Source organism: Agrobacterium sp. 22-214-1 (assembly GCF_053522465.1).
The window spans coordinates 108322-123461 of record NZ_JBNWCK010000008.1; the positions used below are offsets into that span (position 1 = coordinate 108322).

14 protein-coding genes are annotated in these 15140 nt (G+C 60.4%); 2 read left to right on the plus strand and 12 right to left on the minus strand.

Going from position 1 to position 15140, the window contains the following annotated elements:
- Position 1: 1 nt before the first annotated feature.
- The 5 genes from ACQZ5G_RS22290 to ACQZ5G_RS22310 all read right to left on the minus strand — a co-directional run bounded on the left by ACQZ5G_RS22290 (position 2) and on the right by ACQZ5G_RS22310 (position 4597).
- On the minus strand, positions 2–718 hold the full coding sequence (locus tag ACQZ5G_RS22290; RefSeq protein WP_448738532.1) for an ABC transporter ATP-binding protein: 717 nt from the start codon (positions 716–718) through the stop codon (positions 2–4).
- On the minus strand, positions 699–1463 hold the full coding sequence (locus ACQZ5G_RS22295) for an ABC transporter ATP-binding protein (RefSeq protein WP_020809643.1): 765 nt from the start codon (positions 1461–1463) through the stop codon (positions 699–701). The genes ACQZ5G_RS22290 and ACQZ5G_RS22295 overlap by 20 nt, the downstream gene beginning before the upstream one ends.
- Positions 1460–2467 (minus strand): branched-chain amino acid ABC transporter permease, encoded by a 1008-nt coding sequence (locus ACQZ5G_RS22300; RefSeq protein WP_448738533.1) that lies wholly within the window; start codon positions 2465–2467, stop codon positions 1460–1462. Before ACQZ5G_RS22300 ends, ACQZ5G_RS22295 begins: the two co-directional genes overlap by 4 nt.
- A gap of 1 nt (position 2468) precedes the next feature.
- Positions 2469–3332, minus strand: a complete 864-nt coding sequence (locus tag ACQZ5G_RS22305) for a branched-chain amino acid ABC transporter permease (RefSeq protein ID WP_448738534.1) — start codon at positions 3330–3332, stop codon at positions 2469–2471.
- A 92-nt stretch (positions 3333–3424) separates the two neighbouring features.
- On the minus strand, positions 3425–4597 hold the full coding sequence (locus ACQZ5G_RS22310) for an ABC transporter substrate-binding protein (protein WP_448738535.1): 1173 nt from the start codon (positions 4595–4597) through the stop codon (positions 3425–3427).
- 378 nt (positions 4598–4975) lie between these two features.
- Here ACQZ5G_RS22310 and ACQZ5G_RS22315 point away from each other — a divergent pair, with 378 nt between their 5' ends.
- Entirely contained in the window at positions 4976–5347 is a 372-nt protein-coding gene (locus ACQZ5G_RS22315) for a hypothetical protein (protein WP_220319315.1), read from the plus strand.
- Between the two features lie 26 nt (positions 5348–5373).
- Here ACQZ5G_RS22315 and ACQZ5G_RS22320 read toward each other — a convergent pair whose 3' ends face one another.
- The 6 genes from ACQZ5G_RS22320 to ACQZ5G_RS22345 all read right to left on the minus strand — a co-directional run bounded on the left by ACQZ5G_RS22320 (position 5374) and on the right by ACQZ5G_RS22345 (position 12529).
- Positions 5374–7107, minus strand: a complete 1734-nt coding sequence (locus ACQZ5G_RS22320; RefSeq protein WP_448742681.1) for a M14 family metallopeptidase — start codon at positions 7105–7107, stop codon at positions 5374–5376.
- A 5-nt stretch (positions 7108–7112) separates the two neighbouring features.
- Complete coding sequence (locus ACQZ5G_RS22325) at positions 7113–7961, minus strand: ABC transporter permease (protein ID WP_059758452.1); 849 nt, start codon at positions 7959–7961, stop codon at positions 7113–7115.
- Positions 7962–7967: 6 nt separating this feature from the next.
- A complete protein-coding gene (locus tag ACQZ5G_RS22330) occupies positions 7968–8891 on the minus strand; it encodes an ABC transporter permease (protein ID WP_172965715.1) in 924 nt (307 codons plus the stop codon).
- A 73-nt stretch (positions 8892–8964) separates the two neighbouring features.
- Positions 8965–10500, minus strand: coding sequence for an ABC transporter substrate-binding protein (locus ACQZ5G_RS22335; protein ID WP_448738537.1), 1536 nt, complete (start codon positions 10498–10500; stop codon positions 8965–8967).
- A 41-nt stretch (positions 10501–10541) separates the two neighbouring features.
- Positions 10542–12362, minus strand: coding sequence for an ABC transporter ATP-binding protein (locus ACQZ5G_RS22340; RefSeq protein ID WP_448738538.1), 1821 nt, complete (start codon positions 12360–12362; stop codon positions 10542–10544).
- Entirely contained in the window at positions 12359–12529 is a 171-nt protein-coding gene (locus ACQZ5G_RS22345; RefSeq protein ID WP_448738539.1) for a hypothetical protein, read from the minus strand. Before ACQZ5G_RS22345 ends, ACQZ5G_RS22340 begins: the two co-directional genes overlap by 4 nt.
- Before the next feature lie 319 nt (positions 12530–12848).
- Between ACQZ5G_RS22345 and ACQZ5G_RS22350 the strand changes: the two genes are divergently transcribed.
- Positions 12849–13151, plus strand: coding sequence for a putative quinol monooxygenase (locus ACQZ5G_RS22350; protein WP_142781375.1), 303 nt, complete (start codon positions 12849–12851; stop codon positions 13149–13151).
- A 63-nt stretch (positions 13152–13214) separates the two neighbouring features.
- Here ACQZ5G_RS22350 and ACQZ5G_RS22355 read toward each other — a convergent pair whose 3' ends face one another.
- Positions 13215–15116: a bifunctional sugar phosphate isomerase/epimerase/4-hydroxyphenylpyruvate dioxygenase family protein gene (locus ACQZ5G_RS22355; protein ID WP_448738603.1), complete on the minus strand. Its 1902-nt coding sequence runs from the start codon at positions 15114–15116 to the stop codon at positions 13215–13217.
- Positions 15117–15140 lie beyond the last annotated feature (24 nt).

Below are 15140 nucleotides of genomic sequence, written 5' to 3' on the forward strand. Positions count from 1 at the left end.
CTCAGTGAAGCCCGCCAACCCCAAGATGCGTATCGATAATATCCGGGTTTTCCGCAAGATCGCTCGACGGTCCTTCCCAGACGATGCGGCCGCGTTCCATGATGATGGCATGATCGGCGAAGTCGATGGCCATCTGGATGCGCTGTTCGACGAGGAGAATGGTCATTTCACCGGATTGCGCCAGTTTGGAGAAGGCCGCCATCAACTCCTCGCAGATGACGGGGGCGAGGCCTTCCAGCGGTTCGTCGAGAAGCAGCACGCGCGGCTGGCCGAGAATCGTGCGGGCGGTGGAGAGCATCTGCTGTTCGCCGCCGGAAAGTTGCGAGCCGAGATTGCGGCGGCGCTCCTTCAGGCGCGGAAACAGCGTGTAGGCTTCCTCGATGGCCGATTTCGGGCGGGCCTTGAGGCCGACGAACAGGTTTTCCTCGACGGTGAGGGTGGGAAACACATCGCGGGTCTGCGGCACGTAGCCGAGGCCGGCCTTGGCGCGGGCGGCACTCGGCAGGGCGGCGATGTCCTGCCCGCCGATGCGGATATCGCCGGCAAAGCGTTTCGTCTGGCCGGTCAGCGTGGCGAAGAGGCTGGTCTTGCCGACGCCGTTGCGGCCAAGAACCGCGAAACGCGAGCCCGACGGCACGGAAAGCGACAGGCCCTCGATGACGCGGGTGGGGCCATAACCGGCGGTGAGGTTGACGATTTCAAGCGGCGCTGCGGGCATCGGCGTAACTTCCCAGATAGGCTTGGCGGACTTCCGCATTGCTGGTGACGTCTTCCGGCGAACCGTCGAAGATGACCGCGCCTGCGGCGAGCACCACCACACGTTTGGCGAAACGGAAGACCAGATCCATGTCGTGCTCGATCATCAATATCGCGAGATCGGCCGGCAGCCGGTCGAGCGCCTGTTCGATGCGCGCGGTTTCCGTGGAAGGCACGCCGGCGGCCGGTTCGTCCAGCAGCAGGATTTTCGGGCGAAGCGCCATGGCAAGCGCGATCTCGATCAGCCGCTGCTGGCCATAGGCGATTTCGCGCACCTTTGTTTCGGCAAGTGCCAGAAGGCCAAGCGTGCCGAGAATATCGCGGGCTTCGCTCATCACCGCAGGCATGGCGCGGTAACGGCCGAAAATCCGGCCCGTCTTGCCTTCGCGCTGGAGAATTGCAAGCGCCACATGTTCCTCCGGCGTCATGTCCTGAAACAGCCTTGTGACCTGGAAGGAGCGCACGAGGCCGCGCTTCACCCGCTGGCTGGCGCTGAGGCCGGTCACATCCTCGCCGGCAATGCGCACAGTGCCGGCCGAGGGCTTGATATTGCCGGTGACGAGATTGACGAAGGTGGTCTTGCCGGCGCCATTGGGGCCGATCAGCACCGTGCGGTCTCCCGGCGAAAGCGACAGCGAGACATTGTTGGTGACGACGAGGCCGCCGAAATTCTTCTTGAGGCCGGAGACTTCGAAAATGGCGCTCATTTGCGACCTCCACGGATGCGCGCAATGATCTGCTCACCCGCGCCATAAAGCCCGCGCGGCGCAAAAAGCACGACGGCAATCAGCAGCAGGCCGACAATGGTAAGCCAGTGAAACGGATTGGCGGCGGAAACGACATCCTCGAACCACATGAAGGTGACGGTGCCGATTAGCGCGCCGTAAAGCGAGCCCGCGCCGCCGAGCACCAGCATGACCAGCCCCTCGGCGGACAGCGTGAAGGAGAGGCTGTCGAGGCCGACCACCTGGGTGGAGATGGCGTTCAACGCGCCGCCAATGCCGGCGACGATGCCTGATATGACGAACATCTTCAAAATCGTACCGTTGACCGCGCCGCCCATGGCCTGAATGCGGATGCTGTCCTGCTTGACGCCGCGGCACAACATGCCGAAGGGCGAATTGACAACGACCCGAAGCGCCAGAAAAACGACAAGCAGCAGGCAGACGCCATAGATATAGGCGGTGCGGCCATAAAGATCGAATTCGAAGGTGCCGAACAGCGCATCGGGCGACACGCCTGACAGGCCGTCGCTGCCGCCGGTCCAGTTCGACGCCTTGTTGGCCGCCTCATGGAACAGATGGATGACGGCGATGGAGAGGACCAGTTGCGGCAGTCCATGCGCGCGCAGCAGAACCGTGCCTGACAGCAACCCGGCCAGGCCGCCCGCAGCCGCGCCGATGGCGGTCATCAGCAGCGGATCGGTAATGTTGAAATGAGCAGCGGCAATACCGGATGCATAGGCGCCTGCGCCGAACAGCGCGGCGTGGCCGAGCGTGGCGACGCCGCAATAACCGGTGACGAGATCGATCGACAGCACCAGAAGCGCAATTGCGATGATGCGCGTCAGAAGCGCCAGATTATCCGGAAACAGGAAGTAACCGATGATGGCGGCGGCGATGATGACAAGGGGCCCGCCCAACGCGCGCAGCGGCGAGCGCGCCTTCGGGATCCTGGCCGTTTCGGTTACGTCGTTCATGAGCACCGCCATCTCATTTCGTCCTTCCGAGAAGGCCGCGCGGGAACAGCGTGATGATCACGATGACCGCCAGATAAAAGAAGAATTCGCCATATTCGGGGGCGAGGTAGCGCCCGGTCGTATCGATGGCGCCGAGCAGCAGGCAGGCGATCAGCGCGCCGGGAATGGAGCCCGCGCCGCCGACCGAGACCACCACGAGGAAGGTCACCATGTAGCGCAGCGCATAATAGGGTTCGACCGGCAGCAATTCCGCGCCGATGACGCCGCCCATGGCGGCAAGGCCGACGGCGATGGCGAAGCTGACGGCATAGATAACCTCGGTGCGAACGCCGAGTGCGGCCGCCATGGCGGCATTATCGACAGCAGCGCGCAGCTTGATGCCGAAGGCGGTCTTTTCGAAGGTAAACCACAATGCGCCGGCAACAGCCAGACCGCAGGCAATGGCGAAGATGCGATGCGTGGCGATGGTGCGGAAGCCGAGATCGGTGGGGCCGGCAAGCTGCTGCGGCAGCGGAATGGTCTTTAGCGTCGGGCCGAAGACGAAATTGGCGATGCCGATGATGCAGAAGGTGATGCCGATGGTCATCAGCACCTGCGTCAGTTCCGGCGCGCCATAGATGCGGCGATAGAGAAAACGCTCAAGCGGAATGGCGATGACGATGGTGCCGACAATGGCGACGAGGATCGCCGCCGCATAACCGAGACCGAGGCCATGGGCGGCATAGGAGGCGAGGTAACCGCCGATCATGGCGAAGGCGCCATGCGCCAGATTGACCACCCGCATCAGCCCCATCGTCACCGAAAGGCCGATGGAGATAATGAACAGGACCATGCCATAGGCAAGCGCATCGATAAGGATGCTGAAGACCGTCTGCATGCTGAAAAAGCTCCTCCCGGTGCTGCAATGCCCGAACCGGGCCGGAACCGAACCGCCGCAAGGACGGTTCGACCCGCTTTGAATGGCCGCTGTTATTTTGCTGCGGCGAGGCCCGGATCGCCCTGTTTTTCGAACGTCTGGACTTCCTTATTGTAGTAGCTGCCGTCATCTGCCTTGGCCACTTCGCGCAGATAGATGTTCTGCGTGATGTGTCGGCTTTCCGGATCGATGCTGACAGGGCCGCGCGGGCTTGTCCAGGAAAGACCCTTCACAGCCGCCACTGCCTTTTCCGCATCCTGTTTGCCGCCGGTGGCCTCTATCATCTTGCTGATGACATACATGCCGTCAAAGGCGCCGACTGCGGGGAAGGAGAGTTCCTTGGGGTTGCCGATGGCCTTGGTCGCGGCTTCCACGAAAGTCTTGTTTTCAGGCGAATCATGCGAGACGGCGTAGTGGAAGGTCGTCTGCATGCCAAGCGCCGCTTCACCGAGCGCCGGCAGATCGGACTCCTGCGTCAGATCACCCGGTGCGAAAAGCTTGATGCCCGATGATTTCAGCCCGTTGTCGTTGAAGGCCTTGACGAAACCGAGCGTCGTTGGGCCCGACGGCAGGAAGGCGAAAACGCCCTGCGCGCCGGAATCCTTCACGCGCTGCATGATCGGGCTGAAATCATTGGTGGAAAGCGGCATGCGGATGCTTTCGACAACCTCGCCGCCGGCGGCGGTGAAGGCCGCCTTGAAGGCGTTCTCGGCATCGACGCCGGGGCCGTAATCGCTGACCAGCGAAATGACCTTTTTAACGCCGCCATCAAAGGCCACCTTGGCGATGGGGGTGGAGGTCTGCCAGGTGGTGAACGAGGTGCGTACGACATAGGGGCTCTTGGTCACGATGGCCGAAGTGGCGGCATTCATGATAACCATCGGCACATTGCCCTGCTTCAGCAAAGGCGTGACGGCCATCGCATCCGGGGTGAAATAGAAGCCGGCGAGATATTGCACGCCTTCCTTGACCACCAGTTCCTGCGCCAGCGCCTTGGACTGCGCCGGATCGGCCTGCGGCACATCGCGATAGACGACCTCCACCGTATCGTCGCCGACCTTGTTGCCGTGAAGCGCGAACCAGGCGTCAATGCCGGCCTTGAAGTTCTTGCCCTGCAGCGCGAAGGGGCCGGAGAACGGACCGACCACGCCTACTTTGATTGTATCGGCATAAGCGGCAGTACTGAAGCAGATGGCCGCGATGGCGGCGGTGATCCGTAATTTCATGATTTCCTCCCAATTGATCCGTGGCTCCCATCCACCGATCCAGACTGCCAGATTGATGAGTGCGGTGGCCAAAGTAAAATGAAATAAGGGGGGTGATAAATAACCTGACGGTTATCAATGCCCGTCTCACCGGCTTTGTCTCATATAAGATCGCACAATAGTGATCATCCCGTGATTCTCACTATATAGCGCCGCCGCAGCCATCACGCCCGGTGTTTTCGCGGGCACGTGGTATCGAAATGCTTCCTCATGAAAACCAGCTTTTGTGACATGTTTCGAAAATGACGGTCATACCCGCGCAAGCCTCGTGCCTTAACCAGTTCTAAGGGGATTGTTTGTAGCCTCGCGAAGCATATTGTGAACTTTATTTGGTGTCTGATGGGCGAATATCAAAATAGAGTTGTTGAGTTGATGCGGGATCGCGTTGGCGAAAGTATACTCAACAACAAGATCGAGCGCCGCGAAGCATTTCTTCGCAAGGCGCTGGCGCTGTATCACGTCATGGGCGGAGACGCGCAAGGCATGCACGCTGCGGTGGAGGATGTGGTCAACCTGCAAAAGCCGAGTGTCGATGTCGCTATTGGCGACGTGATGCATGAACTGGCAGCAATCGGTCACGTTGCCGATCTTGATATTATTCAGGCCGGGTACAACAAGCTTGATGCCGCTAATCTGCATATTCTGAGCAAGGGCAAGAGGCTTTTGCAGAAGCAGCGGGACCAAAAACTCGCCGGTTCGGCGGGAAAATAGGCCGCCCATCGAGGGCGGCCGCGATATCAGGCCACTTCCCTGACGAGAATCTCCTGCCAGGCATCATAGGCGGAGAGAACCGTTTCCATCTGCGCGGTGTGGCCGGTGATGAAGTCGTTGCCGTAGATCGTCTCGTCCGGATATTCGGTGATCAGCGTCATCGGCACGGTGTGGCGGTCGTCGACGGAGGACAGGCACGGGAAACCGTTGATGATGCGGAAACCGGTTTCGCCGGCGTGGATTTCATAAAGAGCGATCTGTCGGTTGTTGTAATCGAGCAGGCCGGGAATGGCGCCGAGATGGCGGGTTACCCGGTCGAGCAGGGCTTCGGCCTGCCTTTCCCAGTCCGCATGGTGGCGGATGATGAGGAAGAAACCCTTCGGTAGCGTCCACATGGCGAAATTGCGCGGGACATAGCCGGAAAGCGGCCGGGTCCATTCATGCGAGGGATAACCGTGCAGGTTCACATGCAGCTTCGCGCCGCTTATCTCCTGCGCCTTGAAGCGGATTTCCTTCTCGTTGAGATGGCTGCCTGAATTTTCCAGCGTGCGATATTCGAGGTCATCGCCGAGTGCCGTGTAGCGCGCGGCATGGTGCATATGGCGCGGATTGTCGACGCGCAGGCGCTGGTGCAGGGCATAACCGTCAGGGTTTTCCAGCGGAGAAATCGTGAAATGCGCGCCCTTGCGTGCGACGAGTTTGCGGGCCGCGCGGATCGCGCCGACGACGCCTGTGGTTTCGTTCGGATGCTGGCCACCGCTGATCATCACGGCAGCATCGCTGCCGGTAACATATCGGGCGGCAAGGGTGCGGCCGGAGCGGGAACGCGCCTCGAAAGCCTCGCCGCCGATGCCTGAGAGCAGTTTTGCGATCTGGCCCGCAGCGATCGGTTCGCGTGCCTCATCGATCAGCTGTTCGCCGCCATCAAGGAAGGCTGTGGTGAGCGGACGTGTCTCGATGCGAACGGAGACTTCGCCTTCACTTTTCACGATTTCCGGCACGATCTGGCCGGGTTTCAGGCCCCTGTCACCCAATGGACGGCCTGACTTCTTCTGGAAGAACTCCAGGAGCGAGAAGTAAAAATCCTCATGCAGCGCCTCGCGCAGGCTGACGACCTCATCGCCAACGGAGAGGGCCAAGTCCTCGGCCGGATGCGCGACGCGGATGTTCAGCTCTTCGAAATAGGGCTCATCATTGCCCCAGCCGTGATTGGCGACGGCGTTGATTGCCGCATGGAAAAGCTGCTCGTATTCCGTCTCCAGCCGCTCGCCCGAGGCATCACCGGCAAGCCGGAACCAGCCGGTGGGGGAGACATTGGTTTCACCCACGATATCGGTATGGACCCGGTTTGGAGCGAGAACCTTGAGAGTTTCCGTTTTGCCGTCGCGGCTCAGCGTAACATCATAGTGGAAGGCATCGTCCTCGCGGGCGATGAAATCCAGCTTCGCATCGCCCACCAGCGCCGCCAACGGATAGGCCTCCAGCCGGAAACGATTGGCGGGTGCGTTGGCATGCACCGGGTAACGCACCTCGATGGTATCGACGCCATCAAGGTTGATCTCTTCCAGAAAGGTGAAGAGAAGCGGCTTGTAGGCGCTGCGGATGCGGGCGCTGACGCCTTTTTTCTTCAGCCGGTTTTCGGCTTCGCGGCGGCTTTTGGCGTCATCGAAGCTCCATGCCTCGAAGGACTGGCCGGGCTCGGCATTGGCGAGAAGCGCATCCAGCGTGCGTTCGAAAGTCTGGTCGAAAATCTGGCTCATCGCTGTTACCTCGAGGTTCTGCCGGTGGGGTCTAGGCTGTCGCGCAGCCAGTCGCCGAGAAGGTTGAGGCCAAGCACCGTCAGAAGGATAGCAAGACCCGGGAAGACGCTGACCCACCATGCGGTCTGCAGATAGGTCCGTCCATCCGCCAGCATGCCGCCCCAGCTCGGAATGGTCGGATCGACGCCGAGACCGAGGAAGGTGAGGCTGCTTTCCAGCAGGATATTGTTGGCGACATTGAGCGTCATCAGCACGATGACCGGGCCGATGAGGTTCGGCAGCAGGTGCTGAAGGATGATGCGCCAGTCTTTTACGCCGATGGCGCGGGCGGAAAGGATGAATTCCCGCTCCCGCAGCGTCAGCACCGAGCCGCGCACGAGACGGGCATATTGCACCCATTGCGAGACGATCAGCAGGATGATGGTGTTGGTGAGGCTGCCGCCGACAATGGCGATGAAGGTGATGGCTAGCAGGATGAAGGGCATGGCGAGCTGGATATCGGCAAAGCGCATGACCAGCATATCCCAGAAGCCGCGATAATAACCCGCCACCAGGCCAACCGCGACGCCGAAGATGACAGCACCGATGACCGAGGTGAAACCGACCAGCAGCGAAATCTTGCCGCCGGCGACGACGCGGGCGAGAACGTCTCGTCCCAGCGGATCGGTGCCGAGCGGATGGGCGGCATTGGCGAAGGGTTTGGCAAGGCGCGCCATCAGGTCGATCTTGTCCGCGCCGCCCGGAAACAGCACGTCGGAAAAGACGACGGCAAGGCAGATGACCACGGTGAGGAAAGCGCCGAGGACGAATTCGAGATTGGTGAAGCGCGCGAGACGCGAGGTTTTGGCAGCCATCGTCACTTACTCCGTGCGGATGCGCGGATCGACAAGCCCATAGGCGATATCGACCAGAAGGTTGATGCCGACGATCATCAGCGACAGCACGGTGATGACGGCCTGAAGCACGGGATAATCGCGCGCGCCGACCGCATCGAAGGCCAGCGTGCCGAGGCCCGGCCAGTTGAAGACGCGCTCGATGACGACGATGCCGCCCAGCAGTCCGCCGAATTGCAGGCCGAAATAGGTAATCAGCGGAATGGCGCAGTTGCGCAGCGCGTGTTTGTAGAGAACCTTGCTTTCACTCAGCCCCTTGGCGCGTGCGACCATGACGTATTGAGAGCGCAGCGTATCAAGCATGGCCGTGCGCACCAGTCGCACATTGGTGGCCGTCAGGATGACGCCCATGGTAACCGCGGGCATGATGTAGCTGGCGAAACCACCCATGCCGCTTGGCGGCAGCCAGCCGAGCGTGATGGAGAACAACAGCACCAGCATGGTGGCTAGCCAGAAATTCGGGAAGGACAGGCCGACGAGCGAGAATATGCGGATCACCTGATCGGCCGTCTTGCCGCGCGAGGTCGCCGCCTTGATGCCGAGCGGAATGGAAAGCGCAATTGACACCGCCATGGAGATGAAGGCCAAGAGGAGCGTTGCGGGCAGGGCATCGGCAATGAGGCGCGAGACCGGCGTGCTGCCGGTGAAGCTGCGGCCGAAATCCAGCGTCACGAGCCCCTTCAGGAAGCTGAAATATTGCACGAAGAACGGCCGGTCGGTGCCGAGCGCCGCGCGGATGCGCGCCAGATCATCTTCCGTCATGCTGCCGCCGCCCTGGAACATGGTGACGGCGGGGTCACCCGTCAGGCGGATGGCGAAGGAAACGAGAAGGGTGATGGCGATGACGACAAAAATCGCCTGCAGCAATCGCTTGATGAGGAAACCGGCCACGTTTTTTACCTTGAAGAGAGATCCGGCCTTGCCCGCATTCGGCGGGCAAGGTGTTGATCAGAAACCAGCCTGATTATTCGACGGTGACGTCGGTCAGCTTCAGGCGGTTATCCGGCGGTGCGACGAAACCCTTGACCCGCTTGTTGATGCCGTAAATGGCATTGGTGTTGTAAAGCGGGATTTCCAGCGCGCGTTCGGCAGTGTAGCTGCCGATTTCCTTGAGGATCTTTTCGCGCTCGGCACGGTCCGTCAGCGGACGCTGGGATTCCAGAAGCTTGTCCAGCTTTTCGTCCTTGTCATAGGGGTTCCACTTTTCACCCGAGTGGTACATGGAATAGGCAGTGTTGTCGTAATCGAAGGTCCAGCCGCCCCATTTCTGCTGGAACATCGCACCGGTTTTGCCCTGCGGGATGATGTCATTCAGGAGAACGTTGGTTTCATAGGGCTTGATGGTGGCGGTGATGCCAACCATGGACAGGTAGCTGGAGATGACCTGCGCCACTTCGTTCATCGTCGCATCGTTGCCTCTGATATCGATCTGCAGCGCCGCACCCGGCTTGACGCCGGCTTCCGCGAGCAGCTTCTTTGCGCTTGCCGGATCGTAAGGCAGCGGTTTCAGATCGGCGTCGTAGCCGAAGGACAGCGCGCTCTGGAAGCTCGCAATTTCCGATGCCTGACCGGCGAGGATCGACTTGACGATCGTGCCGCGGTCGACAGCCATGATGATGGCCTTGCGCACCTTCGGATCGGCGGTGATGCCGTCACGGGTGTTGAAACGCAGCGCATCGACCGTCGGGCCGGGAACGCTGACGATCTGAAGCTTGGAATCGCCTTCGATGACCGGGATCATGCCAATCGGAATGGTGGGCGGAATGACGAGATCGACGCGGCCCGCCTGCAATTCGGCAACGGCGGTCGCCGGCTCGGAGATGAAGCGGTATTCCAGTTCGGAAAGCTTTGGCGCACCGCCCCAATAATCCGGGTTGGCTTCAAGCTTGATGTTGGTCTTCGGCGCATAGGATACGAATTTGAACGCGCCGGTGCCGACCGGATTGAGGTTGAAGTTGTCCTCACCCTTTTCCTGGATATATTTCGGCGGCACGATCATGCCGCCATAACCGGCAAGCTTGGTGAGAAGCACCGGATCGGGCGCCTTCAGCTTCATGTCGACGGTGTAATCGTCGATGACATCAACGCTTTCGATGGAAACATAGTTGGAACGCTGCGGGCCCTTGGCACCCTGTTCGCCGAGAAGGCGCTCGAAGGTGAACTTGACGGCGGCGGCGTTGAAGGGCTCGCCATTGTGGAACTTGACGTTCTGGCGCAGCTTGAAGCGGATGCGCTTGCCCTCATTCAGCTCTTCCCAGGATTCGGCAAGGCCGGGCACAAGTTTCAGGTCCGGGCCGCGATAGGTGAGGCCATCGAAAATGTTGGTGGCGACAGCCGCCCATTGCACGAGGAAGGTGTCGATCGGATCCCAGCTGCCCGGATCCTGCGGGCTGGAAATGGTCATCTTGCCGGCGGCAAGAGCCGGTGCGGCGGTAAAGGCCGTTGCGGCCATGGCAAGCGCGACGAACGTTGTCGTCATCCCCTTCTTGATCATTGTCATCTACCTGTTCCTCTTCAGATGGTTGTGGTTCTGGTTGTTATTCAGGCGCTCTTCGCGATGAAGTGGCCCGGATTGATTTCCTCATGGGCGAGAATGGCCGGCTCATCGCCGACACGGCGCACGGGATTGGGAATTTCGCCTTCGATCATCGCGATGCGGCGCTCTATGGTCGGATCGGCCACCGGCACGGCTGATAGCAGGCGGCGGGTGTAATCATGCGTCGGCGTTTCGAAGACCTGGCGGCGGCTGCCCATTTCCATGATCTGGCCAAGATAAAGCACGGCGACGCGGTGGCTCATCTTTTCCACGACAGCCATGTCGTGGCTGATGAAGAGATAGGCGAGGCCACGCTCGGCCTGCAAATCCATGAACAGATTGATGATCTGCGCCTGAATGGAGACGTCGAGCGCCGACAGAGCCTCGTCCGCGATGATGAGCTTCGGATCGGAGGCAAGCGCGCGGGCAATGCAGACGCGCTGGCGCTGACCGCCGGAAAACTCGTGCGGATACCGCGCGGCGTGCTCGGAGGAGAGGCCCACACGCTCCAGCAATTCATCCACCCGCCGCTTTACGGCCTTCTGATCATTGATCAAACCATGGGTGTTGATCGGCTCGGCAATCGAGAAACCAACAGTCTTGCGCGGATCGAGCGACGCGAAGGGGTCCTGGAAGATATATTGCACTTCCTGACGCATGCGGAAGCGTTCCGCCGCCGACATCTGTGCAAAGCTGCGGCCGTTGAAGGTTATTTCGCCCGAGATGGCCGACTGCAACTGCTGAATGGTGCGGCCGATGGTGGATTTGCCCGACCCGGATTCGCCGACCAGCGCAAGCGTTTCGCCGGCATGAATATCGAAACTGACCTTCTGCACGGCGCTGCACCGGTGCGTTGCCTTGCCGAACAGGTTCTTGCGGATATCGAAGCGCACGAAGAGGTCCTTGACCGACAGAAGCGGCTTCTGGTCGTATTTCGCGGTATTTTGCACGCGCTCTTCACCGATCACGACCGGCTGGCCATCCTGTAGCACGGTGAGCGGCAGGCGCTTCGGGAAGGCTTCGCCTTCCATGCTGCCAAGGCGCGGAACGGCGGAAAGCAGGGCGCGCGTGTAAGGGTGCTGCGGATTGGCGAAGATATCCTTGACCGGGCCTTCCTCGACCTTTTTGCCCTTCCACATGACGACGACGTCATCGGCCATTTCCGCAACCACGCCCATATCATGGGTGATGAAGACCATGCCCATGCCGAGCTTCTTTTGCAGGTCGCGCATGATGTTGAGGATCTGCGCCTGAATCGTCACATCAAGCGCTGTCGTCGGCTCGTCGGCGATCAGAAGCTTGGGCCGGCAGGCGAGCGCCATGGCGATCATCACGCGCTGGCGCATGCCGCCGGAAAGCTGGTGCGGGTATCGCTTCAGAAGCTCGGCGGCATCGGGCAGGCGCACCATTTCAAGCAGCTTCTGCGCTTCCGCCATCGCCGCCTGTTTACCCATCTTCTCATGCAGGACAAGCACTTCGCAGATCTGGTCGCCGATGGTGAAGACGGGGTTGAGCGAGGTCATCGGCTCCTGGAAGATCATGGCGATCTCCTTGCCGCGGATCGCGCGCATCTCTTTCTGCGACGCTTTCAGCAAGTCTTTGCCTTCAAACAGGATTTTGCCGGTGGGGTAGGTCGCGCCCATCATGTCCGCAAGGCGCATGGTGGAAAGCGAGGTGACCGATTTTCCCGATCCGGACTCGCCGACGACCGCGACCGTGCGGCCGGGCTCGACGCTGAAGGAGATATCGTCCACGACGCGGCTATTGCCGAACTCGACGCTCAGGCCTTCGACCGAGAGGAGGGCGTTTGCGGGTGCGGCAGTCATGTCAGCGTCTCCGGCGTGGCCTGCGCGGCAAAGCTGGCGCGGCCATGTGAAAATGAGGAAGGGGAAAATGTCTCGGGCAGGCGCATGCTGGGCGACGCCATGGGCAGGGACGGGAATGTCGCGAAGAACTGCATGTCTTCAGGCCGCTTTGTCGGCAAAATGCGCATTGGCCGTCGCCCGCGGACACGGCACATTCGATGTCACCGAAGCGCCGCAGGCAACCTCATCGGTACCGGCCGGATGATTTGCGTCGGCCGCAGATTCGACGATGCGCATGTAACTCTAATTCCCCACCCTTGTTTTGCGAAAAAGCTAACAAAACCGAACAATCATGTCCAGAGTGTTGAACAATTTTTGTGTACTGCTCTACAAATGCGCAGCTGCACCGATTTTGAGCGCGCATTCCTGAAGAATGCTTCGCAATGATGCGTGTATTCCACGATTATTGTCGCTAAAAACCTTTGGGAAGAACGATGAGGAATGGGAATGCCGGGCATGAACAACAAGGCAGGTGCAGTCAGGCTGAGGGGCTTTTTACGGTGCTTGTCCAAGGATGATGTCGAGCTGGTGCGGCGCCACCTTCCCGAACATCTGCGTCTGACCAGAGCGGAACCCGGCTGTCTTTCCTTCGAGGTGTCCGAGACAGACGATCCCCTGATCTGGCAGGTGGAGGAGCTTTTCGCCGACCGTGCCGCCTTCGATTTCCATCAGCAGCGGACGCGGGCGTCCGAGTGGTTCACGGCGACCTCCGCCATTCCACGCGACTATGAGATAACGACATTGGCGTGAATGAAAACAGGCTGCAGCGGCATTCCTGCCGGCTGCGGCCTGATCGTATTTCGGTGCCGGGAGTTATTCCTTCGGCATGCCGACCGGCGGCGCAAGCCGTCTTTGTGCGGCGATGCGGAAGGGGGCGTTCATCGCGCCATAACCGCCATAGGCTCCGCGCCTTTCGATGATTTCGAAGAAGAAACCCTCGCCGAAGGTGCGGCTGTAGATCTGGAAATATTCGCCATTGTCGTCGCGGTCATAAAGAATGCTCGCGGCCCTGAGCGCATCGGAAAACTCCGGCTCCAGCCCGAAACGGGCTTCCAGATCGTCGTAATAATTGCGCGAGATCGGCAGGGCGTGGAAACCGCGCGCCTGCAGGGCTTTTGCTGTGGCGAAGATATCGTCGGTGGCAAACGCGATGTGCTGGATGCTGGTGCCGAAGCCCTCTGCCAGAAATTTGCCGGCGAAGGTCTTGCGATTGTCCGCACCGTTCATGGTCAGACGGAAATGCGGCGAGGGCACGCTTTCAATCGCCTGGCTGCGCACCAGCCCGCCCGGATCGACTACATCGATCATCGGCGTGCGCCGCGTCGCAAACAGCGAGGTGTAGAATAAAAGCCAGGTCAGCATTTCATCGTAATGCGTTGTTTGCGCAAGATGATCGATCCGCCTGAGACCGGCATCGCCTTCCGGCGTTCGGCCTTCCGTCGGCACGAATTCATTGTCCCAGATGGAGGAAAGCTCTGGTGAAGCATCGAGGAAATAGATGACGCCGTTGCCCACGCCCTGAATGGCGGGAACGGCGACTTCGCCTGATTTGCGCGGCTCGGCGAAGGTGGGCGCGCCCAGTGCTTCCGCTCGGGCAAGGGCTGCCCCGGCATTATCCACCTTCAGCCCGAAGGCATAGGCATTCGTGCCGTGGATGGAATAGGAGGCTCCCGCGAAGCTGTCGCCGCCATCGCTGGTATTGATGACGATGCGAATATCGCCCTGCGTATAAAGATCGACATCGCGATTGCGGTGCCGGGCGGTGTTTTCAAAGCCGAGCGTGGCGAGAAGGGCTTCCAGATTGGGTTTTTCTTCCGGTGCTGTGGTGAATTCGACTAATTCCACGCCTTCCGTCTCCACCCGTTCCGGCATGGCGGGCACATCGATGCGGATATCGGGTTCGAGACGGCGCACCTGATCCATCAGGTTGATGAGCGAGCGGTGGCCATCTTCGGCCAGCAGCCGGGCGGAGCCGCCACGGAACTGGTCGTTGAAGATTTCGAGCGATAGCGGGCCGCTATAGCCGGTTGCGGCCACGGCGCGCATGAAATCCACCACCGGCAGATCGCCTTCGCCCGGCATGTTGCGGAAGTGGCGGCTCCAGTAGAGCAGGTCCATGTCGATCAGCGGCGCATCGGCAAGCTGCACGATGAAAATCTTGTCGCCGGGAATGGAGCGGATCGAATTGGGATCGATCTTGCGCGACAGCGTATGGAAACTATCGAGGATGATGCCGACATTGGCGTGATCGGCACGGCGCACCACCTCCCAGGCATCGCGGTGATCGCTGATATGGCGACCCCAGGCCAGCGCCTCGTAACCGACGCGCACGCCATGTTTTGCCGCAAGCTCGCCGAGCTGATGGAAATCGGCGGCGGCGCGGTCGATACCGCCGAGCGAGACCGGCGAGACATTCGAGCAGATCAGCATCAGGTCGGTACCGAGTTCGCCCATGATGTCGAATTTGCGCTCGGCCCTTTCAAAAGCGCGGCTCCGGTGCGGCTCCGGCATGCCCTCGAAATCGCGGAACGGCTGGAAAAGGGTGATATCCAGCCCGTGATCGGCGGCCAGTGCTTTCACCTCGCGCGGCGAGGCGTCGTAGGTCAGGAAATCGTTTTCGAAAATCTCAACGCCCGAAAACCCCGCTTTGGCGATGGCCGCCAGCTTTTCGGGGAATTCGCCGCTGATCGATACGGTTGCAATGGATGTGCGCATTGGCATGCCGTGTCTTATTGTGTC